We start from the raw sequence: 24,163 nt of genomic DNA, 5'->3' as shown, positions 1-24,163 counted from the left end.
AACAATCAAAACAATATAAACAACAAAAAAGCGGTTAAATTTCCGCAAAATTTTGCAAAAATTAAGCCGCTTGATTAAAGTTGTAATATAGAAGTCTTATATGAATTGATTAGAATTTAGCGACAAAATCAGCATAGCCGTCAATAAAGCCTTTTAACATCCCTGCTACAGCTTCAGAAACAAGCTCACCATCTTCGTTAAATACACCGTTGAAAATTCCACCAACGTTCGCTGCAAACGGCGCAACCGGCATATTAATAAATGCACCGGAAGCTACTACACGTAATTGATCCGCTGCTCGCACACCACCAGACATTCCTGCTGCAACAGAAACGATACCGGCAGGTTTACCAAGCCATTTGCTTTGTCCCATTGGACGTGAACCTACATCAATTGCATTTTTAATCATTGCTGACATACCGCCGTTATGTTCTGGTGTAATCAGTAATACACCATCAGCTTGCTCAATTGCATTACGTAAACGAGTGTATGCTTCTGGGCTGCTCTCATCTAAATCACGATCATATAAAGGAAGATCCGCAATATTCACGAAATTTAATTGAATACTTGCAGGTGCTACATTTTTTAAATGATTCGCAACTAACTGACTGATCGATGTTTTACTGCCACTACCAACTAAAACTGCGATTTGTTTTGCCATAATAATTTTAACGTCCTAGATTCTAAAGATGAATGAAATTTTAGAATATCATTCTACAAAATAATCTTCCTCATGTTTAGATAGATTAAAGTTGATAAACTATTTACTATAAGTAAATAATAAATTAAACAACACCTTCACTTACTTGAATAGAAAAAAGAATAATGTCTCATAACATGACATAATTTTTAGTTGTTTTGCAAAAAAATTGCTGAATTTGACCGCTTTTTTCGATTCTTTTTTGAAGCTTGTCAGATTTAAGGTAGAATCACCGCCAATTTTTACATTTAATATGAGAACACAATGACAACGCTATTAACACTCGAGCAAATTCAGGCGCTTGCCAAACAAGATATGCAAGCGGTAGATGCGGAGATTCTCGCTCAGCTTAACTCCGGAGTCGTTTTAATCAACCAATTAGGCCACTATATTATTGCCGGTGGTGGTAAACGTATTCGTCCGTTAATTGCGGTGCTCGCCGCTAATGCGTTAGGCTATACCGGTAACAAACACGTGACCTGTGCCGCATTTATCGAATTTGTCCATACCGCAACCTTATTACACGATGATGTAGTGGACGAGTCTGCTATGCGTCGTGGCCGTGCAACCGCAAATGCCACATTCGGTAATGCGGCAAGCGTATTAGTCGGAGACTTCATTTATACGCGTTCATTCCAAATGATGACCAGTGTTGACTCGCTTGAGGTGTTAAAAGTCATGTCTGCCGCAACCAATGCGCTTGCCGAAGGCGAGGTACAACAATTAATGAATGTGAATGACCCGAACACAACCGAAGCTAATTATATGCGTGTTATCTACAATAAAACCGCACGCTTATTTGAAGCAGCGACACAATGTGTTGCGATTGTAGCAGGGGTAGAAAAATCGGTTGAAACAGCGTTGAAAGATTACGGGTGCTACCTCGGTACTGCCTTCCAATTAATTGATGATATTTTAGACTACTCGGCAAAAGCGGAAAGCTTCGGTAAAAATGTGGGTGATGATTTCGTTGAAGGCAAACCGACTTTACCATTGCTACACGCAATGCATGCAGCACAAACGAAAGGTAATCAAACGCAAGTGGATATAATTCGTTCGGCAATTAAAAACGGTGGGAAGCGTGAACAAATTCCAGCCATATTAGAAATTATGGCGGAACATCAATCACTTGAATATGCAATGAGCCGTGCTAAACAAGAAGTACAGAAAGCGGTTGATGCGCTTACAGTTTTAGCGGAAAGTGAATACAAACAAGCATTGATTTCTCTTGCTTATCTATCGGTCGATCGTTCATATTAATAAGCGGTCAAATTTTGAGAATTTTTTACAATTTTTATGACAGAACAAAACCAACAACCTAAAGAACATATTGAAAGTGTGCGAGCTCGTCGCCGAGCAAAAAATCAGAAAAAAGATCCTAATGCGCCTTTCGTTCGTCCAAAACTAGAATTACCTAATGGGCACAACAAATTATTGTTGCATTCTTGCTGCGCACCTTGTTCCGGCGAAGTGATGGAGGCAATCCATGCATCGGGTATTGAATTTACCATTTACTTCTATAATCCGAACATTCACCCGATGAAAGAATACCTGATTCGTAAAGAAGAAAACATTCGCTTTGCCGAGAAATGGGGTATTCCGTTCATTGATTTCGATGATGATTACGAAAATGACCGTCGTGAGTGGTTTAAAAAAGCGGAAGGCATGGAATGGGAACCAGAGCGTGGTACTCGTTGTACGATGTGCTTTGATATGCGTTTCGAAAAAGCGGCGGAATACGCACACAATAACGGCTTCCCGGTTTATACCAGCTGTTTGGGTATTTCTCGTTGGAAAGATATGAATCAAATCAACAATTGTGGACATCGTGCGGCGGCGAAATTTGAAGATGTGGTTTATTGGGATTACAACTGGCGTAAAAACGGCGGCTCGCAACGTATGATCGAAATCAGTAAACGTGAACGTTTCTACCAGCAAGAATATTGCGGTTGTGTTTATTCTTTACGTGATTCGAATAAATGGCGTTTAGAAACAGGTCGTCAACGTATTGAAATCGGTAAGCTCTATTATTCGCCGGATTAACACTATTTATAACGGATGCACAAAGTGCGTCCTAAATACCAAATTTACAAATAAGAGGAAAAAATATGTCAAATTTTGCAATGGTATTTCCAGGTCAAGGCTCACAAGCGGTCGGAATGTTAGCGGATCTTGCAACTGCATTCCCAATTGTTGAACAAACATTCGCCGAAGCGAGCGAAGTGTTAGGCTATGATCTTTGGGATTTAGTCCAAAACGGTATGGCGGAAGATTTAGGTCAAACGCAACGCACACAACCGGCACTTTTAGCATCATCGGTTGCAATCTATCGTGTGTGGCAACAAAAATACCCTGAATTAAAACCTTCTGTGATGGCGGGTCACAGCTTAGGCGAATACTCGGCATTAGTGTGTGCGGGCGTATTAAATTTCCAAGATGCAATCAAATTAGTGGAATTACGTGGCAATGCAATGCAACAAGCGGTACCGGCGGGAACTGGCGCAATGTATGCGATTATCGGTTTAGATAATGAAGCGATTCTTAATGCTTGCGAACAAGCTCAATCGGAAATCGGCGAAATCGTTTCAGCGGTAAACTTCAACAGCCTGGGACAAGTGGTTATCGCCGGTACAAAAGCGGCTGCAGAAAAAGCGGGTGAATTATGTAAAGCGGCAGGTGCAAAACGTGCATTACCATTAGCGGTAAGCGTACCTTCTCACTGTGCGTTAATGAAACCGGCTGCAGATAAATTAGCCGAAGCATTACAAAATATCACGTTAAACGCACCGGTTGTACCAGTTATTAACAATGTTGATGTTAGTGTAGAGACAGATGCTGAAGCAATTCGTAACGCATTAGTTCGCCAGCTTTACAGCCCAGTTCGTTGGACTGAAACAGTAGAAAAAATGGCAAATGAAGGTGTCGCAACACTTTATGAAATTGGTCCTGGTAAAGTATTAACCGGTTTGGCAGGTCGTATCGTAAAAGAGTTAAATGCCAAAGCAGTCAATGATGTAGCTTCATTGGAAGCTATTTCAGAGTAATGATCAACTCCTCTCTTTGAAAAAGAGGGATTAAGGGAGATTTTTAGAATTCTCAATATCTTACAAATCTCCCCTACCCCTCTTTACTAAAGAGAGGTACGTTTAATTTTAGGAGAAAAAAATGCAAGGTAAAATCGCATTAGTAACGGGTGCAACTCGTGGTATTGGTAAGGCTATCGCAGAAGAACTGGTAGCAAAAGGTGTAACCGTGATTGGTACTGCAACATCGGAAAAAGGTGCGGAAAGCATTTCTGCATACTTAGGTGACAAAGGTAAAGGCTTAGTTTTAAACGTAACGGATGCCAATTCTATTGAAGCAGTACTAGCGAAAATCAAAGCAGATTTCGGCGATATTGATATCTTAGTAAACAACGCAGGTATCACACGTGACGGTTTATTGATTCGTATGAAAGAAGATGATTGGTTCGATATCATTCAAACCAACTTAACTTCTGTTTATCGCTTATCTAAAGCAGTTTTACGCCCAATGATGAAAAAAGGCGGTCGAATCATTACCATCGGTTCAGTTGTCGGCTCAATGGGTAACCCGGGGCAAACCAACTACTGTGCGGCAAAAGCTGGTTTAGTAGGCTTTTCTAAATCATTAGCAAAAGAAGTCGCTTCTCGTGGCATTACGGTAAACGTTGTTGCTCCAGGCTTTATCGCAACCGATATGACTGACGAATTAAACGAAGATCAAAAACAAGCGATCTTAAGCCAAATTCCGGCAGGTCAATTAGGCTCGGCACAAGATATTGCTAAAGCGGTCGCATTCTTAGCAAGTGATGATGCGAAATATATCACTGGTGAAACTATCCATGTAAATGGTGGTTTATATATGAACTAACCGCTACAGGCGGTCTATTTTTAGCCGAACTTTACTTTTTCGGTAAAGTTCGGTTTTGCTATTTTTCAGGTTTCTGTTTTTTCCTTTTGTGTTTAATATTTGTTTATAAAAAAATTAAAAGTGTGGTATGTATATGACTAAAAATACATTTGTGGTCGGCTTTATGCTGTTTGCCATTTTCTTTGGGGCGGGCAATTTAATTTTTCCGCCGAAATTAGGTTTTGAAAGTGGTGCGGATTTCTGGATTGCAACCATTGGATTCGTCATTACCGGCGTTGGTTTACCGTTACTCGGTATAATTGTAAGTGCGTCTTATAAAGGTGGTTATAAAGCAGCCTTACAACGTATTCATCCTTGGTTTTCTCTATTATTCTTAGTAGCGATTTACTTAACTATCGGGCCTTTCTTTGCGATTCCGCGTACAGCGGCAACCGCTTACGAAATTGCAATTTTACCGTTTTTAGGCGAACAAACGCCGATTTCGTTGCTTATTTTTACCTTAGTATATTTCACCTTAGCGATTTGGATTGGTTTAAATCCGTCAAAAATGGTGGAAAGAATCGGTTCGATTTTAACGCCTTTACTATTAATTGCGGTTCTTGCACTAGTTATCAGTGGTATTATTTTACTTTCGAATAATTCATCAAGCGCCAATGTTATGGAAGCACCAATGGTAAACGGCATCTTAGCCGGTTATAACACCATGGATGCCCTAGCTTCTGTTGCCTTCTCAGTGATTGTTATCAATGCAATTAAAAACAAAGGTTTTTCTGACGAAAAAGCATTGAGCAAACAAACCGCAATGGCAGGGGTAATTGCAGCAATTTTATTAGCGTTAATTTACTTATCTATCGGCTGGATTGGCAATAAATTACCCATTTCTGCTGAAGTTGTGACAGATTTAGCTGCGAAGAAACAAGATTTAGGTACTTATATCTTGAATGTTGCGGCAACCCAAGCTTTCGGAGATTTAGGTAGAACATTGTTAGGTGCAATTGTTTCATTAGCGTGTTTAACCACGGCGATCGGTCTGATTGTTTCGGTAAGCGAATACTTCAATGAAATTTTCCCAAAGATTTCTTATAAAACCTATGCAATTATCTGTACCTTAATTGGTTTTGGTTTAGCAAACCAAGGATTAAGTGCGGTAATCAGTAAATCAATTCCAGTTTTACTGGTACTTTACCCAATTGCAATGTCAGTGATTTTCTTGCTGTTATTGAATCTGTTTGTACAGCTTCCATTATTAGCATTACGTACTTCATTGATTCTGGTAACCTTCGTATCAATTCTCTCGATTGCTGGTGTAAGTTTTACCGAAAACTTACCGCTTAAAGCATACTCAATGGAGTGGCTACCGTTTGCAGTTGGAGGATTATTGATTGGTATAATCTTTAGTCGTTTCGTAAGAGCAAAATAATTATCTTAGGCAAGGTTATCCTTGCCCTTTGTTTATCTCAAATCTTTGGAGAAAATATATGCCTGAATTGCCGGAAGTTGAAACCAGCTTACGAGGTGTGGAACCTTATTTACAAGGTAAAACGATTAAACAAATTGTGATTCGAACCAATAAATTGCGTTGGGCTATTTCCGATGAGTTGCACCGAATGCAAGGGGCGAAAATCGTTTCATTATCTCGCCGTGCTAAATATTTAATTTTACATACCACACAAGGCGATATTTTGATTCACTTGGGAATGTCTGGCTCGCTAAGCATTTTGCAGGAAAACCAACAAGCTGCAGGTAAACATGACCATGTTGACCTTATCACGCAAGACGGGACAGTTTTACGTTATAACGATCCTCGTAAATTCGGCTGTTGGCTGTGGACTCAAAATGCCGAACAACACGAATTAATTGCTCGGTTAGGGCCAGAGCCGCTATCGGAAACTTTTACTGCTGAGTATTTATTTGCACGAAGCCGTAACAAAACCGTGGCAGTCAAAAACTTTATTATGAATAACGACATTGTGGTGGGTGTGGGTAATATCTACGCTTGTGAATCACTATTTATGGCAGGAATTCATCCGGAACTTGCTACGCAAAATCTGACTGAAAAACAATGTGAGCGCTTAGTGAAAGTGATTAAAGAAGTGCTAACTAAAGCGATTATTCAAGGCGGAACGACACTGAAAGATTTTATTCAACCAGACGGTAAACCAGGTTATTTTGCACAAGTATTGCAAGTTTACGGACGCAAAGGCGAAGCTTGTAATGATTGCGGCACAATCATTGAAGCAAAAGTTATCGGGCAACGTAATAGCTATTTCTGCCCTCGCTGCCAAAAGCTGCCTCGCTAGCTAATCAATGTGAACAACAAATGCCAATCGTAAAAAAGCGGTCAAATTTGACCGCTTTTTTGCAATTCGCTACATAAACCAACCGGTCGGCGTTACCGATTTGTTATCAAATAATTTTACCGCACCGTAGATAACTCGGAAAATATACCAAATTCCAATCGCCCAAATCACCAAGATACCAATGCCGATTAGTGACAGGACAATCCCTAAAATAGTACCGGCTAGCGTTCCCCAGAAAGTACGAATCAAAAAACACATATGATCGTAATAAGCCGTGCCTTGCATATCTGCACGCTTAATGTAAGCAAGAATAACACCGGCAATTGCCGGTAAACCGCCGAAAATAATGCCTAAGCCGAATAAACCGTATGTGATATACATCACGGTACGTAATGAATCATTCGACGGTTGAAGAGAAAATTGTTCGTTCATTTATATCTCCTAAAAAAGTAACAGTTAGACTGAAGTATTTGCAAAAAATTCCTCAAATCTAACCGCTTGTTATTATTGGTGGTTATCTTCGTATAACCACTTCGCTACCGTTTTAGCGAAATACGTTAAAATACCGTCCGCTCCCGCGCGTTTGAAACAAAGCAAACCTTCCATTACACATTCACGTTCTTTTAACCAACCGTTTTGGATCGCCGCCATATGCATTGCGTATTCACCTGACACTTGGTAAGCAAAGGTCGGGACGCCAAAGGTTTCTTTTACACGCCACACCATATCCAAATACGGCATACCCGGTTTTACCATCACCATATCCGCCCCTTCTTGAATATCCATTGCCACTTCGTGTAAACCTTCATTCGCATTCGCCGGATCAACTTGATAAGTAAATTTATTACCGCCTTTTAAATTGCCTGCCGAACCGACCGCATCACGGAACGGGCCGTAATAATTTGACGCATATTTAGCCGAATACGCCATAATTTGCGTATTGATTAAGCCTTTCGCTTCAAGTGCTTCACGAATTTTACCGATACGGCCGTCCATCATATCGCTCGGTGCAACAATATCTGCTCCAGCTTCTGCGTGAGAAAGCGCCTGTTTTACTAATACTTCGGTTGTGATGTCATTCAGCACATAGCCTTCTTCATCAATAATACCGTCCTGACCGTGTGTCGTGAACGGATCTAACGCCACATCGGTCATCACTCCTAATTCAGGATATGCCGCTTTTAATGCACGCACTGCACGTTGTGCCAATCCTTCTGGATTATAAGCTTCTTCCGCCATGAGTGATTTCTTCTCATCATCGACAACAGGGAATAATGCAATTAGCGGCACACCATATTTCACTAATTCACCCGCTTCAATTAATAACTGATCAATGGTTAAACGTTCCACGCCCGGCATTGACAGCACTTTTACACGCTGATTTTCGCCTTCAATCACAAATACCGGATAGATCAAGTCACTGGCAGTCAATTGATTTTCCGCCACTAAACGGCGACTGAAATCGTGTTTACGTAAACGGCGCATACGGCGAGTAGGAAACGAAGTGTTAAGATATTGAGCCATAATTTCTTCCTAATTTTGCAAAATTTAATAAAAAATAACCCGCTTGTGAGCGGGTTTAGATTAATTAGCGATAGTTTCCTCTTGCTCATCTCTCGGTTTATAGAATTTCGAGAAAAACAGCCCGACTTCAAATAGCAAACACATCGGAATGGCTAAAAGCGTCTGAGAAAAAATATCCGGTGGTGTTAATAGCATACCGATCACAAATGCCACCACAATAATGTAAGGGCGCTTTTCACGTAGATCATCGGCTGAAGTTACCCCAGACCAACAAAGTAAAATGATCGCAACCGGCACTTCAAAGCAGATACCGAATGCTAAAAAAATGGTGAGTACGAAATCTAAATAGCTACTGATATCGGTTGCCATTTGCACCCCTTCCGGAGCGGTACTGGTTAAGAAACCGAATACTAATGGGAACACAACATAGTAAGCAAATGCGACACCTAAATAGAATAATAATGTACTTGAAACCAATAGCGGGTAAATTAATCGTTTCTCATGCTTATATAATGCAGGAGCAACAAATGCCCAAATTTGGTAAAGAATAAAGGGAACCGATAAAAATACCGCTACAACACCGGTCAACTTAATCGGGGTAAAAAACGGCGTTGCAACATTGGTTGCAATCATTGTCGCCCCAGCCGGTAAATTTTCCGTTAACGGCGTAGCGAGCAAGGTATAAATATCATTTGCCCAATAAACTAAAGCACAAAAAACCACAAGCACACAAATAAAGCTACGGAGCAAGCGGTTTCTTAATTCAACAAGGTGGCTAATCAGAGGTTGAGATTGTTCAACTGACATTCTGTTTATCCTGTTGTTGTGATACTGATGAACTTGGCGTTGCCAGATCATCGTCAGGCGGATAATAGGCGTTAAATTGTGATTCGTCCAATTCAGCTTGTTCTGCAATTTCAGCCGGCGATAACTCCTCGTTATTCACTACAGACGCATCCTCAACAAGCGGTTGATTTTCCAGATTTTTTTGCGATTCCGACACTGCAATTTGCTGCTCTTCCTGCTCAATCTTCGCTTGAATTTCAGCAACTTGCTCATCGGTTAACTTGGTGATTTCACCTTTTGCTGAAGCGAGATCAGCCCGCATTTGTTGCGCAGATTGTTTTAAATCTTCCACCGTTTTGCTCAATTCGGGCGAAAGCGAACTTAAATTTAACGCTTCTGCTTTTTTAATACTTTCTTGCAGCTCTTGTAATTTGAGTTCTTGCGCTAATTCATTCTGCACGTTAGCGGCTAATCCACGAATTGTACGAACCCAACCCATCACGGTACGAATAGCAACGGGTAAACGTTGTGGACCCAGTACAACCAGCCCCACAACGAAAATAAGTACTAATTCAGAAAAACCTATATCAAACACAATCTATGCCTGCTCTTTTTCTTTTGCTTTTTGTTCGGTAGCTGCAGCTTCTTTTACTTCTACTTTCTCAAAACTAGCATCTTGAGGTTTCTCATCTGCCATTGCTTTTTTAAAGCCCTTCACAGATTCACCTAAATCCGTCCCTAAAGTACGTAATTTTTTTGTACCAAATAATAAAACGATAATTGCTACAATAATAAGTAATTGCCAAATGCTGATACCACCCATAAAGGTTCCTCTTTTTGTTTTAAGTTTAAGAAAAAATTGTTTGTATTATATGTTACTTTTGTTTGCGTTTCCAAACAAAAGTAACGAAAGCAAATGTGCCTTATTTTCTTTGCCAAAACAAGGATAGCAGAGCCACAGATAATAAACCGAGACTTACCCATAACGGTAAGCTGTTAAATCGCCATAACACACCGATAATAATCAAACCGCTAATAATGCTTTGTACATTACGCGATTTTTGCTGCCCCTGTGCTTGCAAGGTTTTATTTAGCTCATTTAAACGGAAATTAATCTGTTTCTGTTGCTGTAAGGCGTTGAATACCGCTTCCGGAAATTCGGCAAAATGTTCTCTAAATTGCGGCGCACGTTGTTTTAAATCACGTAAAATCGCTTTCACACCCACTTGTTCATTCAACCAATTTTGTAAAAACGGTTTTGCGGTTTGCCACAAATCTAGCTGCGGATAAACCTGTCGACCTAATCCTTCAATATAGAGTAAAGTTTTTTGCAATAACACCAATTGCGGCTGTACTTCCATATTAAATTCACGAGCCACATTAAACAGATTCAGCAACACGTGACCAAAGGAAATTTCCGATAACGGTTTGGCGAAAATCGGCTCGCATACCTCTTGGAAAGCCTGTTCAAACGCATCAATATCGGTATCTGCCGGCGTCCAACCCGATTCCACGTGCATTAGCGCTACACGGCGGTAATCTCGATTAAAAAAGGCGACAAAACTTTCCGCTAAATAGCGTTTATCGTTTTGGTTCAGCGTGCCGACAATGCCACAATCAATGCCGATATATTGTGGATTTTCCGGATGATTCGGATTCACAAAGATATTACCGGCGTGCATATCGGCGTGGAAAAAACTGTCACGGAATACCTGAGTGAAGAACACTTGTACACCACGTTCCGCCAATAATTTCATATCTGTACCGTTGGCTTTGAGCGTTTCAACATCCGACACCGGAATACCATAAATACGCTCCATCACAATCACGTTTTTATGGCAAAAACTTTGATACATTTCCGGCACATACAACATTTCGCTATTTTCAAAGTTATTGCGCAAGCGAATCGCATTTGCCATTTCCCGGGTCAAATCCAGCTCATCGAGTAAGGTTTTTTCGTATTCACGCACCACTTCACTCGCACGCAGACGCTTCGCATCATTCGAAAGGCGAGGAATCCAACTTGCTAAGCGATACATTAAGGCAATATCCGCTTTTATAACCGGTTCAATATCCGGACGAATCACTTTAATTACTACATCTTTGCCGGCAAGCGGTTGATTTTGATTAAATTTCGCCGTATGCACCTGAGCAATCGAAGCGGAAGCAAGTGCTTGTTCATCAAATTCGTCAAACCAAGTTTCAAGGCTACCGCCTAAGGTCTGTTCAATAATTTGACGGGCTAATTTGCCGTCAAAAGGTTCAACCGAGTCCTGCAATAACGCAAGCTGATCCGCCAATTCTGGCTCAAATAAATCACGACGAGTAGACAACATTTGCCCGAGCTTAATCCACACCGGCCCTAGCTCTTGCAAGGCTAAACGTAAACGCACGCCGAACGGCTGAGCTTTGTGCTGATTTCGCACCCAAAAGATCGCCTTACGTCCTAAACGAGCATGGCGAGTGAGCGGAATATCCGGAATGATTTCATCAATACCGTAACGCAGAAAGGTAGTGATAATTTGATAAAGGCGGCGAGTATTCTTCATTATCATAAATATAAAGGCTTCTGAATAGAAGCCTTAGTATAATAGAAATCCATTTATTATGATCTAATCTTTTCACTATATACACATCATTTTTCTGATTCAAGAGCTTTTAAATAGGGCATAATTTGAACATTCCAGTGTTCAAGATAATAACGTAATTGCTTACTACCAAATATTGCTCCTTTCTGAGCATAATATCTTGCTTCTTCAATATTTTGTGGTACCACATTACCATTTAAATAGATGCCAAAAAGATTCTCACACGCTCTAAAATTACCAGCATCTGCCGCCTTACGATAATAATATATCGCTTGCTTTATGTCCTTTTTGTCTAAAAAGAAATCATAAATTACTCCCATTTGATATAATGCCAGTGGATGATCTGGCTTGAATTTAAGAACATTTTGGTATGCATTTAATGCTGGGAGACAACCTTGAGTTTTATTTTTTTTAGCAGATACACAATTCGGATGGTGAAATAATAATGTTGCCATTAAATAAGCATTTTTCTCATCCACTTTAGCTTTTTCTTTCACTATTTCTAATTGAGTAAACGTCCTTGGAGCTGGTGTTGTCTGCATAACAGTAGGATCATATTCAATTTCAAATTGCTGATACTGATAATGCAATAATGTATTAGGACGGAACCCAACAACAGGCGATGATACACATGCTGTAAGACAAGAAAAAGATGCAATAACCAAGAAACTCTTTTTCATAGAATACCCATACTAACATTTATATAGCTATTGTCTAAATTAACATCCATTGCAGGGTAACTAACTAAAGGAGGAATCTTTGCATCTATAGGTTCAATAAAATTAACTTCTTCGTCAGAAGACTTATCTCTAAAAAATACATCCACAATTTCATGAACATCTTTATTATTAAAATGAACTTTAGAATATAATTTATACAAATTTCCTGAATTATCTAATGAATCTAACTCTTCTATTTCTAAATTAATTGATTTTATATCTAAATCATTTAATGTAATTAGTTCAGTTTCTTGTGAAATTCGATCTGAGTTTACATCTTTCCAAATTTTTAATTCACTCCATTTCTCATCTAAATTATCAATCATTTTATCGTTATTAGAATCTAGAATAGATAAAGCATGAAAACCATCTAGAGCAATCTGATCATTTCCTATTTTACTATTTCCTCCAAATAACTCATTTCCATTTGTTATTATTCCATCTCCGTTTTTATCCAAGACAAGTAGACCGTCATCAGGAGATACCCAATCTGTTTTATACAAATATCCACTATTATCAAAATCTATTAGCTCAACACCATCCCCATCTAAATCAATAATTAATGGAGTTAAAAATTTATCAGTAATAAATTTCAGATTCTTTAAAATTTGATTTGGTGTTAAAGCTAGCTCTAATCCAGAAATACCAATAGCCTTAGCAATTTTAGCTAGGAAATCTATACAGTCATTAAACATTAGAGAATAATTATCGGGAGTAGCCTTTCCTGACTGGAAATGGTCATATATTCTAAAAAGATTTTGATTTAGATCTGGTCTAGTAGGAGCAATTATTGTCAGAGTAGAAGCATCAGGATAACGGGAATGATCATTATAAGATATATTATCATGGTTCGATGAGAAATCACTTCCTGGACTAAATCCTAAAGAGACTTTTCTATAAATCGGATTTCCATATTCTCCGTAATCAACTCCAGCAGCGCCTATAAAAACATGACCAAATATAGATTCTCCATAAGTTCCGTCATCTTTTAAATATCTACTTCCTTCTGGCGCAACAAAAATAGTTACTGCTTCATGTCTTCCAAAAACTGACTCAGTTAACGTAACATGCTTTGAACGCATTTCATCTTTTAATACTGCATAGTGTTCTGCCATACACCCTCCAAACATATTAATGATAATAATTATCAATAACATATAAAAATAAATATTAGATATCTACCATCTTTACAAATCTTACTGTTACATATTATTGATCTTATTCTCTAATAATTGAATTCGCTGTTCAAGCTCTGCAACTTGATCGTAAAAATTAACCGCTTGTAAGCGATGTACCACTACCGGACGCTCATTCATTAAATTCTCTGCGAGATGCTGATGATTCTGCTCAATTTGCCCTTTTAGCTTATTAAATAATTTTTTAGCAAAATCGGTTGAAGTCTGAGCCAACACATCTCCGACAAAAGGCGACAACAATTCAGCAGGATCTTTTTCCAATTCATCTAACAATGCGGTGAAATGTTGTAACACCTGAATATCGCCGTTCAGCACCAATGATTTGTTATTAATCAGCTCGGTTAATTTCGCTTTATCGCCAAGTTTCGGCAAGGTTTCAAAAGAAAGTTGTACGTGGCAATCCGCTTCGCCTTCGTAAACCGACAGCCATTCCGCACGAGTTTCGCTAAAGATCAAATAAAAATTGACTGCCGGAGAGGTTAATTCAATATGTAAGCATCTGCCCGCTAACTTACGTAATACCAGTAAGACGTGTGGCGAACGCTGCAGCAACGCATTAAAAGCGGTTTCTATCGCACCGAACGCAAACTGAGGCAACATAAGCTGCTGTTTAAGTTGAGATAACATAGCGTATTCCTTGGATTCTAGACCAAAAAAGTAAATTAAAACTTATATCCTCGATGTAATGCTACAATACCAACACTTAAGTTGTAATAATTTACGCTTTCAAAGCCGGCATTTTCCATCATCGCTTTTAATTCGTCTTGTTTCGGGTGCATACGAATCGATTCGGCAAGATAGCGATAGCTATCTGCATCATTTACCACCACCTCGCCCACTTTCGGCAAAATATTAAAAGAATAGAAATTATATAATTGGCTAATCGGATCAATAATCGGTTTCGAGAATTCTAATACTAATAAACGACCACCCGGCTTCAACACACGAAACATCGAGCGTAACGCTTTGTCTTTATCCGTCACATTACGCAAACCGAAACTGATTACCACACAATCAAAGGTATTATCCGCAAACGGTAAACATTCTGCGTTAGCTTGTACATAACTGACATTGCCGACTACGCCTAAATTACGCAATTTTTCACGACCGACTTCCAACATTGAGCTATTAATATCAGCTAACACTACTTCGCCGCTTTCGCCGATAATACGCGAAAATTTTGCAGTAAAATCACCGGTTCCGCCAGCAAGATCCAACACTTTTTGCCCTTTACGCACGCCACTGCAATCAATGGTAAAACGCTTCCAAACACGATGGATACCAAACGAAAGCAAATCATTCATTAAGTCGTATTTGCCGGCAACGCTGTGGAATACATTAGCAACTAGTTGCTGTTTTTCTTCTTTAGCAACGGTTTTAAAACCAAAATGCGTTGTTTCGTTTTCAGTTGTTTCTGTCGTGTGTTGTAAATCAGTCATTGTCAAATTCTCATCGATTATTTCGGAATGCTAACGATAGCAAAAAAGCGGTCATTTTTCCTTAAAATTTTGCAAAATCAAGCAAGTAAATGACCGCTTGCTTGACTAGAAAGCGGTTAATCTGTACCATTCGCACACTATTTTTATTTGAGGATTACAATTTTGGACAGTCACAGTCGATACTTATCAGATTTCTAACCCACTTGTCCAAACCCTCAGGTTACCGACAAGTCGGTAACTCTCGCCTAGTATCTTTTTTGTTCCTTTTTGTTCATTACCTCCTAACCATTGGAGAATAAAATGATCCGTGCATTTGCATTAGATAACGCACGCCTTGTCAGCGTTGACGAAACCGCTACCGATTTAAACGATGCAATTTGGATTGACCTAATCGATCCGAGCGATGACGAACGTAGCGTACTACAGCGTGGTTTAGACCAAACGCTTGCGGAAGAACACGAATTGGAAGACTTAGAGGCTTCTGCTCGCTTCTTCGAAGATGAAGACGGCTTACACCTTCACTCTTTTTTCTATTGTTTAGATGATGACGATTATGCCGATATTGCTACCGTTGCATTTACCATTCGCGACGGACGCTTATTTACTCTGCGTGAACGTGATTTACCGGCGTTCCGTTTATATCGAATGCGTTCTCGCCGTGAAAAATTAATTGATAGCAATGCGTACGAATTACTGCTCGACTTGTTCGAAACCAAAATCGAGCAGCTTGCGGATGTTATCGAAACAATTTATGCGGATTTAGAAACCTTAAGTCGCGTAATCTTAAACGGTAAGCAAGAAAGCGATAACTTTGACGATGCACTTTCCGATTTGACCGAATTGGAAGATGCCAGCTCAAAAGTGCGTTTATGTCTGATGGATACGCAACGTGCGTTAAGTTTTTTACTGCGTAAAACTCGCTTGCCGAATAATCAGCTTGAACAAGCTCGGGACATTATGCGAGATATTGAATCACTCCAACCGCATAACGAATCGTTGTTCCAAAAAGTAAACTTCTTGATGCAAGCGGCAATGGGGTATATCAATATCGAACAGAATAAAATTATGAAGTTTTTCTCGGTCGTATCGGTGATGTTCCTACCGGCAACGCTGGTTGCCTCGACTTACGGGATGAACTTTGAATTTATGCCGGAATTACATTTTAAATACGGCTATCCGATGGCAATTGGCTTAATGATTTGCGCCGCCGCCACACCGTATATCTACTTTAAACGCAAAGGCTGGTTATAAAAATGCAAAAGCACAGAATGTAAGTTCTGTGCTTTTTTGTTATAGCTAGACAACGTACAGCTATAAAAACCATACGCTATGCGCATGGAATCAAAGAGCTTAAGCGATGAATAAAAAATCCTCGCTATATAATGAATGAAGCTGACACCAACATTCAAAATATAAGAGAATAATTCATGGCAAGTAAATCCAATGACGATTCAAACCTATCACATACAAGATGAAACCGTAAGTATCATATCATCATCACGAAGTACAAAAACAATATTCAACTGTTCGAATTTATTAAATATCTGCAAAATAATTTCAGCGCAACTATTTCACAAATTAAGACGTTGTTTATCTATTCTAATTTTGATATAAGCAAATCCATATAAAAGCTTAATCTATTCGCTCGACCTAATTATGAAAAATTTATGGCTACGGAATTGTGTCACGAATTCGGGATTACAGAGAGTAAGCTTAACGAATTAGTGGAAATGGGCTTAATTAAGCCCCATAATGATATTTTTACAGAACGTAATACTTTAGTGGTGATCTATCATTGTAGCGATGATCAATATCAGTTTCTAAAGACTTATGCACACACTACCAAAAAATTAGCGGAGCAAGAAGTAAAAATCAGGATGGCGATTTTAGGTACCATAGAAAATCAAAATGAATGTTTGAAACATTTTTTTGATGTATTATTACTGCTCAAACTTTATGTGTTGAACTTACAAATTCTCAACACTTATCAAAAAGAATGAAGTTAGACAGTAAAAAGTTGGTAATAACTTTTTAAGTTCATATAAAGTGAAAAGTCCCATCCTACACTTCTGCAATTCTGGTTTAAAATATCTCCAACTTAGTCAAAAAAGGATAATCCAATGTTGAAACTATTACGCATCGCAGGCTTTGTACCATATTTAGCGATTATGTTTATTAACGCTAGCGTAGACTTGGCACACAAAATCACCATTCAAAATGTGTTACTGAAAAGTTTTGAAGGCGAAACACAGACAATTTTGACCGCACTTATCAACACGATGATTTTGTTGCCGTTTATCTTCTTGTTTTCGCCATCGGCGTTTTTGAATGAGAAATTTTCACGTACCAACGTAATTCGTTACAGCAGTTTAGCTGCTGTGGTAATCAGTATCTTGATTTGTGTGAGCTATTTCGTTGGGCAATTTTACTGGGCATTTGGCTTAACGTTGGTACTTGCGGCACAAAGTGCGATTTACTCGCCTGCTAAATACAGCATTATCAAATCTATTGTAGGAGCTGAAAAATTAGGTATGGCAAACGGCATAATTCAAGCGCTCACCATTGTGGCGATTTTGTTTAGTTCTTTTGCATTTTCATTCTACTTTGAACAGTTTTATTCTGCCTCTAACGATCCAAATACAGTGCTACAAAGCGTATCGATGATTGGTGTGGCGTTAGTAGTGCTAAGCACATCGGAAGCCTTTTTTGCTTGGAAAATTCCATTCTATCCGCAAGAAGTGGACAAAAATACGGTTAAATTTTCCGCTAAAAAATACCTTTCATTTGGCTATTTGCGTGAAAATTTCCGCATTGTACATGCGGATAAAAATATTTGGCTTAGCATTGTAGGCTTAAGCCTGTTTTGGGGAGTGTCGCAAGTGATTGCGGCAGCTTTTCCAACTCATTACAAAGTGCATTTCGACTCAGATAACGCTTTAATCATTCAAGGTATTTTAGCAGTAAGTGGCTTAGGCCTAATTCTTGGTTCATATGTTGCTGGGAAATGGTCTAACTATCACATTGAACACGGTATCGTGCCGGTAGGTGCGCTAGGTTTGTTCGTCTCACTATTCGGTTTAACCGTAGCAGATAACAACACCTTGTTGATGATTTGCTCATTCAGTTTTGGCTTTTCTGGCGGTTTATTTATCGTACCATTAAACGCCACCATTCAATTCTTAGCTCCTGAAAGGAACAGCGGTCGCATTATGGCCGGCAATAACTTCATGCAGAACGTTCTAATGGTAGCATTCTTATTATTCAGTATTTTGCTAGTGAGTTTCAGTATCTCCACCACTGGCTTGTTCCTATTCACCGCTGTAGTGTGTTTACTGGGTAGTTTCTTTGCGATTTTGCAATTACCGCATTTATTTGCCCGCTTATTGATGTTACCGATCGTAAAAGCAAGCTACCGCTTCCATGTAGATGGTCTACGCAATTTACCACAGACAGGCGGAGTGTTAATGCTAGGTAACCATATCAGCTGGATAGACTGGATGATTTTACAAGCGGCAAGTCCTCGAGCGATCCGTTTTGTGATGTATCGCCCGATTTACAACAAATGGTATCTTAAATGGTTATTTAAATTTTTCCGTGTGATCCCAATAGGCGCGGGAGCCAGCAAAGAGTCAATTCAAGCAGTACGTGAATGCTTGACACGTGGCGAAGTAGTGGCGTTATTCCCAGAAGGGCATATTAGTTACAACGGTCAAATCAATGAATTTCAAAAAGGATTTGAGCTGATTTTGCGTGATTTAAAAGATATAACAGTTGTACCGTTTTATTTGCGAGGCTTATGGGGTTCAAGTTTTTCTCGGGCAGATAGCTTCTACAAACAGATGACCAAACAACGTGGTAAACGTGAAATTTTGGTAGCATTCGGTAAACCGATTTGCGAATTTATTGATGCAACGGCAATGAAACAAAAAGTAGTTGAACTCTCATTTAGTGCGTGGGAACGCTTTATCAACCGCCAAAAACCGTTGCAACATCATTGGTTGGAAACAGCAAAACGAAACTTATTTAAAGATTGCGTGGCGGATGCTCAAGGAATGGAACTGAACAACCTTAAATTCATCAGTGCGGTGTTAGTGTTCGCTAAACAATTGAAAGCGGTGTTAAGTATAGATAAACACGTGGGCGTATTGTTGCCAAGTTCAGCAGTAGGCTCAATTGTAAATATGGCGTTGTTCATGCTGGGTAAAGTTCCCGTGAATTTAAACTATACACTTAGCCAAGAAATTATGGAAAAAGCATTAAGCAAAGCCAATATTCAACACGTAATTAGCTCAGAAAAATTCCTGAAAAAACTCACAGACAAAGGGTTTGACTTTGAAGCATTACTTGCAGATAAAGCTGTTTTTGCAGAAAGTTTAGTAAAATCGACTAGTTCATTGCAAAAAATCCAAGCCTTTTTGATTGCACTTTTCGCTCCAATTTGGCTGATTAAAGTGATGTATTTTGCTGAATCAAAACTGGATGATACCGCAACAATTTTATTCAGTAGCGGCAGTGAAGGCGACCCGAAAGGTATTGAACTTAGCCACAAAAACTTACTCACCAACATCAAACAAGTGAGCGAATTGCTGAACTTCAAGAAAGATGACGTAATTTTAAATTCATTGCCGATTTTCCATAGTTTTGGCTTAACAGTAACTACCTTAATGCCGTTGTGTGAAGGCATAAAAATGGTCAGCTGCCCAGATCCAACGGACGCTGTGCTCATCGGTAAAATGTCGGCTCGTCATGCAGTGAGTATTTTGTTTGGTACATCGACGTTCTTCCGCTTATACACCCGCAATAAAAAATTACATCCGTTAATGTTCCAAAATGTTCGTATGGTGATTGCAGGTGCGGAAAAACTCAAATCTGATGTGCGTGAAGCATTCCGCTTGAAATTTGGCTTAGATATTCAAGAAGGTTATGGTACTACCGAAACAGCACCAGTGGCAGCAGTGAATATGCCGAATATGCTAGCCCCAGAAACCTTAAAAGAACTCACATTCCAAAAAGACGGCACAGTTGGCTTACCATTACCTGGCACAGTGGTGAAAATCGTCGATCCTGATACGCTGATAGAACTCGCTACAAATGAGGACGGTTTAATTCTTATTGGTGGCGGACAAGTGATGAAAGGCTACTTAAACGACGTCGAGAAAACGGCAGATGTGATTTGCGAACTGGACGGCGTACGTTACTATAAAACGGGCGATAAAGGACATATTGATGAAAAAGGTTTTATTACTATTGTTGATCGTTACTCACGTTTTGCCAAAATTGGAGGTGAAATGATTAGCCTTGGAGCGGTGGAAGAATCACTCTCCCACGTATTTGGAGAAGATGCCCAATTCACCGCTACCACCGTTTCTGATGACAAAAAAGGCGAAAGCGTGATATTACTCGTAAAATCGGAACTCGGTGTAGATGACATTAAAGAACGCATCCAAACTAGCGGCTTACCACCAATTATGCAACCTAGCAAAGTGTTGCTAGTACCTGAAATCCCATTACTTGGCTCAGGAAAAGTGGATTATAAAGGTGCGAAAAAAATAGTGGTGGAAATGTTAGGGTAAGCTTATATACCCATAATATTAAGGTTAAGGGCGAAATAATATTCGCTCATCTAAAAGGAATACAACATGTTATTTCAATCAAACTGGCGGCACTACTTAAATATAATGTTGTTTCTGTCAGCACTAAGTTTTCTCACCAGCGGGGCAATTACTTGGGTTGCAGCAAACTGGGTAGATTTTTCTAAAATGGAAAAATTTGTACTGGCACAAGCCGCTCTTATCGTGAGCATTGCGGTTGCACTGTGGCAAGCCTACCGTGAAAATTCCAATACCACTAAATGGAAAAGCCTAGGGTTATTTTTTCTTAGCTCCGTGCTTATTGGCGGATTGTTTGCACTGTTTGGGCAAGTTTACCAAACGGGAGCGGATACGTGGGAATTGTTTGCCTATTGGTCTGCTGCGCAACTGCCATTGTTATTGCTGTTTCCTAATGTAGCTTTGGCATTACTGCTGGTTGTGACCACCAATTTAGCTAGCTATTTTTATTTCGATGCCTATGATTTGGGCTATTCCGCCTTAAATCTCGTTTTACTAAATGGCTTTTGGGTGATTTTAACTCGTTATTTGTTAGACTTTTTTCACGATCGCTACTGTATTGTGCTTTATACCAGCTCAGTATTACTTGCGATTGCGCTGATTGCTTCATGCTTTGAAGATTATGTAGCCAATATTGGGATATTAGTCGCTGGCGGGCTTTTCGCTTTTTATTACTATTTCGTCAAATCTGATGTATTGTTGAAGCTATTATGGTTTATCACACTGGTCGCCATCTTTAACATTTGGTTTGTAATACATTTTGCTCTGGGAGGACTCTTATTTTTACCTATTGTGAATATTGGCGCATTGATTTTACTGACCCAATTAGAATTAGGTATGCCAGAAGTGGTGAAACATTGGATTAATTATATCGGTAAGAGTCTCATCGCTTTATTTGTGGTAACTTCTATCATCCTTTCTATTGCGTTGACCAGTAGTTTTGGGGTCAGCGGAGCAATATTGCTGTTCTTGTCGTTGAGTGTTTTTTTTACTGCTTACTTCAGCTATGGCGATAATCAACAATCCAATGTCTTTGCAGAGGTTGTCTTATTGATCGGGCTTCTATTGGCTCTAGTAGGGAGTAACATTCTCGACGGACTTGATAATCAGCAACATGCACTACTTGGTTTCGTAGTGGGCTTGATTTATAGCATATTGATTTGGTGGCGAACCAAAGCTACAGCTTGGATTTGCATTTGCGCTTTGGCATTAACGTTCTATCAAGCCGATCAAATGTTGAATTGGTTTCGCACATTTGGGGGTGATTGGTCTTCAGTACGTGCAATTTACTTCTTTGTGATCAATATAACGCCAGTCTTTTGCTTTTGGCGAACGAGCCAGCAAGAAAGCAAAGTGAATACTTACCTCAATATTATCGGTAGAGCATGTTTACTATTTGTGATTTGTAATACGCTTTATATTTGGTTTGAGTTTACCCCATTTAATTCTGTAATTGCCCCTGAAGTACCATCTGAAACAAGTTTTAGCGAATTTTTTCATGCCATAACAGATCATTTATTTATTCAGGAAAGTTTGCTAACGATAGTGATGGTACTTACGTACATGGTTATTTTACCGCTTACACTTCTAAGCTTGGCGAAAAGATACCAAATGACCAAAGTGCAAACAGCATTGGTGATTGGGCTTGGTCTCATCGTTTCTTTTGGTTTTATCACCTATTCTATGGTGAGTTTGACATTTAGTTTATTGCTATTAGCTTATCCGTTAAAAGATCGCACACTCTTTGGTACAATGTTAGCCTGGCTCCTTTTTTTATTGTGGCGTTTTTATTATTTCCTCACCATACCACTGATTTATAAATCAATATTACTCGGTGTAATGGGGGTAATTTTCCTTATCGGTTATACTCTATTACGAGAAAAAGTGATTGTTTACAAGGTAGAAGCAAAAAAAAGCTACGATTCCCCTATGCTGAAATGGAAAGCAAGCATAGTTGCATCAGGTACTGTGGCATTGCTGGTATTGTTTAATCAGAAAATCGGCATATATGAAGAAGTACTTGCTAGTGGCAAACCGATCATTTTGCAGTTTGTACCGCGCGATCCTCGCTCGCTTATGCAAGGCGATTATATGGAGATGCATTATCAATTGAATAATGAAGTACAATTGCAGCTCAATAGCTCAGAGATTGAATATGGCAAACACTATGCGCTGTTAAGCACCGATAACAATGGTGTGGCGCATTTATGTCGCTTAGAAGATTCTCATCCTACGAATTTCGAGGGTTGTGATGTCGACGTGTATATACCTATGAAAATTAAAGGTTACTGGGATATTACTTTGCCAACACATGAATACTTTTTTCCCGAAGGTAAAGGCGAGTATTTCAGTCAAGCGGAATACGCTGAATACCGCTTCAAAAACGGTAAAGTCTTGCTGTATCGTTTGTTAGATAAGGACCTAAAAGCATTGTAGTTGTAATAAATTAAAAGTGCGGTTAGAAAAATATTATTTTTTCGAAACCACATTATTTGGTAGTGTTTGGGTTCGCTGAATAGGATTAAATGATATAGATACCAAACTAATTTCTCGCTTGTGCATTGGGACTAGTTTAAACACTGCGTATAGCGTACTACTTTTCGCCATCAACAAGAATGTAAAAAATTATAGAAGCGCATACGATGAAAGATCATATTCATATGCTCTTAAAAATTCCGCCTAAATTAACCGTATCTGGTTTTATAGGATATCTGAAAGGTAAATCATCGCCAATGATATTTGAAAGGCATGCAAATCTAAAATACAAATATGGAAATAGAAACTTTTGGGCGAAACACTGCTACGTAAGTACGGTAGGTTTAAGTACCAAAGTGGTCAAGAAATACATCAGAAATCAAGAAAAAGCCGATATGATTCAAAATAATTTAACATATGGCTCCTTTTAAGGGGTAAACTAGAGAGTTATTGTGCGGTTATCAGTTTTTCACATGCCCCTTGAGGGGCTTGTGAAGTCCTAGGCCCTTATAAAGTAGCTAAAAAACCGCATGTTTTACGTGTGGATTATTATCTACAAGCGGTTAAATTTATCTGGAAATTTGCAAAATTTAGCGAAAAAAACCGCTTGCAATTTACACTATAAGCAGCCCTGAAAGATGGCGGAGGAAGTGAGATTCGAACTCACGGAGGGCGTAAACCCTCGCCGGTTTTCAAGACCGGTGCCTTCAACCACTCGACCATTCCTCCGGATTGAAAACATATTCTAAATTGTATTCTCTTTGAGAGAAAAAACTTGCTGATTTATCAAATCAACAAGCTATGAATTTGATGGCGGAGGAAGTGAGATTCGAACTCACGGAGGGCGTAAACCCTCGCCGGTTTTCAAGACCGGTGCCTTCAACCACTCGACCATTCCTCCGTTGAAAACGAGCGGAATAATATAAGTTTTATAAA

The 24,163-nt window shown here is 39.2% G+C and carries 21 protein-coding genes, 2 tRNA genes and 1 pseudogene; 11 read left to right on the top strand and 13 right to left on the bottom strand.

What is annotated here, in order from left to right; genetic code table 11:
- Positions 1 to 109: 109 nt before the first annotated feature.
- Positions 110 to 661: an NADPH-dependent FMN reductase gene (locus C228_RS0100985; protein WP_018650866.1), complete on the bottom strand. Its 552-nt coding sequence runs from the start codon at positions 659 to 661 to the stop codon at positions 110 to 112.
- 303 nt (positions 662 to 964) lie between these two features.
- On the opposite strand from C228_RS0100985, the gene ispB reads away from it, so the two are divergent.
- From ispB to mutM, 6 genes are all read left to right on the top strand, one after another.
- Positions 965 to 1,960 carry an octaprenyl diphosphate synthase gene (ispB, locus tag C228_RS0100980; RefSeq protein WP_018650865.1) on the top strand — a complete coding sequence of 332 codons (996 nt, stop codon included), beginning with the start codon at positions 965 to 967 and terminating at the stop codon, positions 1,958 to 1,960.
- Positions 1,961 to 1,996: 36 nt separating this feature from the next.
- Entirely contained in the window at positions 1,997 to 2,743 is a 747-nt protein-coding gene (locus C228_RS0100975) for an epoxyqueuosine reductase QueH (RefSeq protein ID WP_018650864.1), read from the top strand.
- A gap of 65 nt (positions 2,744 to 2,808) precedes the next feature.
- Entirely contained in the window at positions 2,809 to 3,744 is a 936-nt protein-coding gene (gene fabD, locus C228_RS0100970) for an ACP S-malonyltransferase (RefSeq protein WP_018650863.1), read from the top strand.
- 121 nt (positions 3,745 to 3,865) lie between these two features.
- On the top strand, positions 3,866 to 4,591 hold the full coding sequence (gene fabG / locus C228_RS0100965) for a 3-oxoacyl-ACP reductase FabG (RefSeq protein ID WP_018650862.1): 726 nt from the start codon (positions 3,866 to 3,868) through the stop codon (positions 4,589 to 4,591).
- Positions 4,592 to 4,724: 133 nt separating this feature from the next.
- Positions 4,725 to 6,011, top strand: a complete 1,287-nt coding sequence (gene brnQ / locus C228_RS0100960) for a branched-chain amino acid transport system II carrier protein (RefSeq protein ID WP_018650861.1) — start codon at positions 4,725 to 4,727, stop codon at positions 6,009 to 6,011.
- Positions 6,012 to 6,069: 58 nt separating this feature from the next.
- Positions 6,070 to 6,891 (top strand): bifunctional DNA-formamidopyrimidine glycosylase/DNA-(apurinic or apyrimidinic site) lyase, encoded by an 822-nt coding sequence (mutM, locus tag C228_RS0100955; RefSeq protein WP_018650860.1) that lies wholly within the window; start codon positions 6,070 to 6,072, stop codon positions 6,889 to 6,891.
- Between the two features lie 69 nt (positions 6,892 to 6,960).
- Here mutM and C228_RS0100950 read toward each other — a convergent pair whose 3' ends face one another.
- The 10 genes from C228_RS0100950 to ubiE all read right to left on the bottom strand — a co-directional run bounded on the left by C228_RS0100950 (position 6,961) and on the right by ubiE (position 15,143).
- Positions 6,961 to 7,323 carry a DUF4870 family protein gene (locus C228_RS0100950; protein WP_018650859.1) on the bottom strand — a complete coding sequence of 121 codons (363 nt, stop codon included), beginning with the start codon at positions 7,321 to 7,323 and terminating at the stop codon, positions 6,961 to 6,963.
- Positions 7,324 to 7,395: 72 nt separating this feature from the next.
- A complete protein-coding gene (gene hemB / locus C228_RS0100945) occupies positions 7,396 to 8,415 on the bottom strand; it encodes a porphobilinogen synthase (RefSeq protein WP_018650858.1) in 1,020 nt (339 codons plus the stop codon).
- Between the two features lie 60 nt (positions 8,416 to 8,475).
- Complete coding sequence (gene tatC, locus C228_RS0100940; protein WP_018650857.1) at positions 8,476 to 9,222, bottom strand: twin-arginine translocase subunit TatC; 747 nt, start codon at positions 9,220 to 9,222, stop codon at positions 8,476 to 8,478.
- Entirely contained in the window at positions 9,212 to 9,796 is a 585-nt protein-coding gene (gene tatB, locus C228_RS0100935; RefSeq protein WP_018650856.1) for a Sec-independent protein translocase protein TatB, read from the bottom strand. Before tatB ends, tatC begins: the two co-directional genes overlap by 11 nt.
- A 3-nt stretch (positions 9,797 to 9,799) precedes the next feature.
- Positions 9,800 to 10,024 (bottom strand): Sec-independent protein translocase subunit TatA, encoded by a 225-nt coding sequence (gene tatA / locus C228_RS0100930; RefSeq protein ID WP_018650855.1) that lies wholly within the window; start codon positions 10,022 to 10,024, stop codon positions 9,800 to 9,802.
- A gap of 100 nt (positions 10,025 to 10,124) precedes the next feature.
- On the bottom strand, positions 10,125 to 11,756 hold the full coding sequence (ubiB, locus tag C228_RS0100925) for a ubiquinone biosynthesis regulatory protein kinase UbiB (RefSeq protein ID WP_026313123.1): 1,632 nt from the start codon (positions 11,754 to 11,756) through the stop codon (positions 10,125 to 10,127).
- Positions 11,757 to 11,836: 80 nt separating this feature from the next.
- Positions 11,837 to 12,469 carry a tetratricopeptide repeat protein gene (locus C228_RS13855; RefSeq protein ID WP_018650853.1) on the bottom strand — a complete coding sequence of 211 codons (633 nt, stop codon included), beginning with the start codon at positions 12,467 to 12,469 and terminating at the stop codon, positions 11,837 to 11,839.
- Positions 12,466 to 13,623: a hypothetical protein gene (locus C228_RS13850; protein WP_018650852.1), complete on the bottom strand. Its 1,158-nt coding sequence runs from the start codon at positions 13,621 to 13,623 to the stop codon at positions 12,466 to 12,468. Before C228_RS13850 ends, C228_RS13855 begins: the two co-directional genes overlap by 4 nt.
- An 87-nt stretch (positions 13,624 to 13,710) precedes the next feature.
- Positions 13,711 to 14,331, bottom strand: coding sequence for a ubiquinone biosynthesis accessory factor UbiJ (locus C228_RS0100910; protein WP_018650851.1), 621 nt, complete (start codon positions 14,329 to 14,331; stop codon positions 13,711 to 13,713).
- Positions 14,332 to 14,366: 35 nt separating this feature from the next.
- Positions 14,367 to 15,143, bottom strand: a complete 777-nt coding sequence (gene ubiE / locus C228_RS0100905; RefSeq protein ID WP_018650850.1) for a bifunctional demethylmenaquinone methyltransferase/2-methoxy-6-polyprenyl-1,4-benzoquinol methylase UbiE — start codon at positions 15,141 to 15,143, stop codon at positions 14,367 to 14,369.
- 300 nt (positions 15,144 to 15,443) lie between these two features.
- Between ubiE and corA the strand changes: the two genes are divergently transcribed.
- The 5 genes and pseudogenes from corA to tnpA form a co-directional block, all read left to right on the top strand.
- Complete coding sequence (gene corA / locus C228_RS0100900; RefSeq protein ID WP_018650849.1) at positions 15,444 to 16,394, top strand: magnesium/cobalt transporter CorA; 951 nt, start codon at positions 15,444 to 15,446, stop codon at positions 16,392 to 16,394.
- A gap of 416 nt (positions 16,395 to 16,810) precedes the next feature.
- Entirely contained in the window at positions 16,811 to 17,143 is a 333-nt protein-coding gene (locus C228_RS13080; protein ID WP_018650848.1) for a chaperone modulator CbpM, read from the top strand.
- A gap of 120 nt (positions 17,144 to 17,263) precedes the next feature.
- Positions 17,264 to 20,716: an acyl-[ACP]--phospholipid O-acyltransferase gene (locus C228_RS0100890; RefSeq protein WP_018650847.1), complete on the top strand. Its 3,453-nt coding sequence runs from the start codon at positions 17,264 to 17,266 to the stop codon at positions 20,714 to 20,716.
- Between the two features lie 66 nt (positions 20,717 to 20,782).
- Positions 20,783 to 23,188: a GDYXXLXY domain-containing protein gene (locus C228_RS0100885; RefSeq protein WP_018650846.1), complete on the top strand. Its 2,406-nt coding sequence runs from the start codon at positions 20,783 to 20,785 to the stop codon at positions 23,186 to 23,188.
- 185 nt (positions 23,189 to 23,373) lie between these two features.
- Positions 23,374 to 23,658: pseudogene (gene tnpA / locus C228_RS13075) on the top strand (IS200/IS605 family transposase); the annotation flags it as partial.
- A gap of 208 nt (positions 23,659 to 23,866) precedes the next feature.
- On the opposite strand, the gene C228_RS0100875 reads toward tnpA, so the two are convergent.
- Together C228_RS0100875 and C228_RS0100870 are read right to left on the bottom strand one after the other, a co-directional pair.
- Positions 23,867 to 23,956 (bottom strand) — tRNA-Ser (locus C228_RS0100875).
- An 82-nt stretch (positions 23,957 to 24,038) separates the two neighbouring features.
- Positions 24,039 to 24,128, bottom strand: a tRNA-Ser gene (locus C228_RS0100870).
- Between the last annotated feature and the right edge of the window lie 35 nt (positions 24,129 to 24,163).

The sequence above is a fragment of the Actinobacillus capsulatus DSM 19761 genome (genome assembly GCF_000374285.1).
In the GTDB taxonomy this organism is placed as follows: Bacteria; Pseudomonadota; Gammaproteobacteria; order Enterobacterales; family Pasteurellaceae; genus Actinobacillus; species Actinobacillus capsulatus.
The sequence above is the reverse complement of the archived record's forward strand: the minus strand, read 5'-3'. Positions and strand labels throughout refer to the sequence as shown.

What these genes read in the sequence shown, in the direction of transcription:
- C228_RS0100885 (WP_018650846.1), top strand. Translation starts at nt 20,783, where the DNA reads ATGTTATTTCAATCAAACTGGCGGCACTACTTAAATATAATGTTGTTT.
- tatC (WP_018650857.1), bottom strand. Translation starts at nt 9,222, where the DNA reads ATGTCAGTTGAACAATCTCAACCTCTGATTAGCCACCTTGTTGAATTA.
- ubiE (WP_018650850.1), bottom strand. Translation starts at nt 15,143, where the DNA reads ATGACTGATTTACAACACACGACAGAAACAACTGAAAACGAAACAACG.
- C228_RS0100975 (WP_018650864.1), top strand. Translation starts at nt 1,997, where the DNA reads ATGACAGAACAAAACCAACAACCTAAAGAACATATTGAAAGTGTGCGA.
- brnQ (WP_018650861.1), top strand. Translation starts at nt 4,725, where the DNA reads ATGACTAAAAATACATTTGTGGTCGGCTTTATGCTGTTTGCCATTTTC.
- ispB (WP_018650865.1), top strand. Translation starts at nt 965, where the DNA reads ATGACAACGCTATTAACACTCGAGCAAATTCAGGCGCTTGCCAAACAA.
- C228_RS0100910 (WP_018650851.1), bottom strand. Translation starts at nt 14,331, where the DNA reads ATGTTATCTCAACTTAAACAGCAGCTTATGTTGCCTCAGTTTGCGTTC.
- C228_RS13850 (WP_018650852.1), bottom strand. Translation starts at nt 13,623, where the DNA reads ATGGCAGAACACTATGCAGTATTAAAAGATGAAATGCGTTCAAAGCAT.
- ubiB (WP_026313123.1), bottom strand. Translation starts at nt 11,756, where the DNA reads ATGATAATGAAGAATACTCGCCGCCTTTATCAAATTATCACTACCTTT.
- fabD (WP_018650863.1), top strand. Translation starts at nt 2,809, where the DNA reads ATGTCAAATTTTGCAATGGTATTTCCAGGTCAAGGCTCACAAGCGGTC.
- corA (WP_018650849.1), top strand. Translation starts at nt 15,444, where the DNA reads ATGATCCGTGCATTTGCATTAGATAACGCACGCCTTGTCAGCGTTGAC.
- tatA (WP_018650855.1), bottom strand. Translation starts at nt 10,024, where the DNA reads ATGGGTGGTATCAGCATTTGGCAATTACTTATTATTGTAGCAATTATC.
- C228_RS13080 (WP_018650848.1), top strand. Translation starts at nt 16,811, where the DNA reads ATGGCTACGGAATTGTGTCACGAATTCGGGATTACAGAGAGTAAGCTT.
- C228_RS0100950 (WP_018650859.1), bottom strand. Translation starts at nt 7,323, where the DNA reads ATGAACGAACAATTTTCTCTTCAACCGTCGAATGATTCATTACGTACC.
- C228_RS0100890 (WP_018650847.1), top strand. Translation starts at nt 17,264, where the DNA reads ATGTTGAAACTATTACGCATCGCAGGCTTTGTACCATATTTAGCGATT.
- fabG (WP_018650862.1), top strand. Translation starts at nt 3,866, where the DNA reads ATGCAAGGTAAAATCGCATTAGTAACGGGTGCAACTCGTGGTATTGGT.
- hemB (WP_018650858.1), bottom strand. Translation starts at nt 8,415, where the DNA reads ATGGCTCAATATCTTAACACTTCGTTTCCTACTCGCCGTATGCGCCGT.
- mutM (WP_018650860.1), top strand. Translation starts at nt 6,070, where the DNA reads ATGCCTGAATTGCCGGAAGTTGAAACCAGCTTACGAGGTGTGGAACCT.
- C228_RS13855 (WP_018650853.1), bottom strand. Translation starts at nt 12,469, where the DNA reads ATGAAAAAGAGTTTCTTGGTTATTGCATCTTTTTCTTGTCTTACAGCA.
- C228_RS0100985 (WP_018650866.1), bottom strand. Translation starts at nt 661, where the DNA reads ATGGCAAAACAAATCGCAGTTTTAGTTGGTAGTGGCAGTAAAACATCG.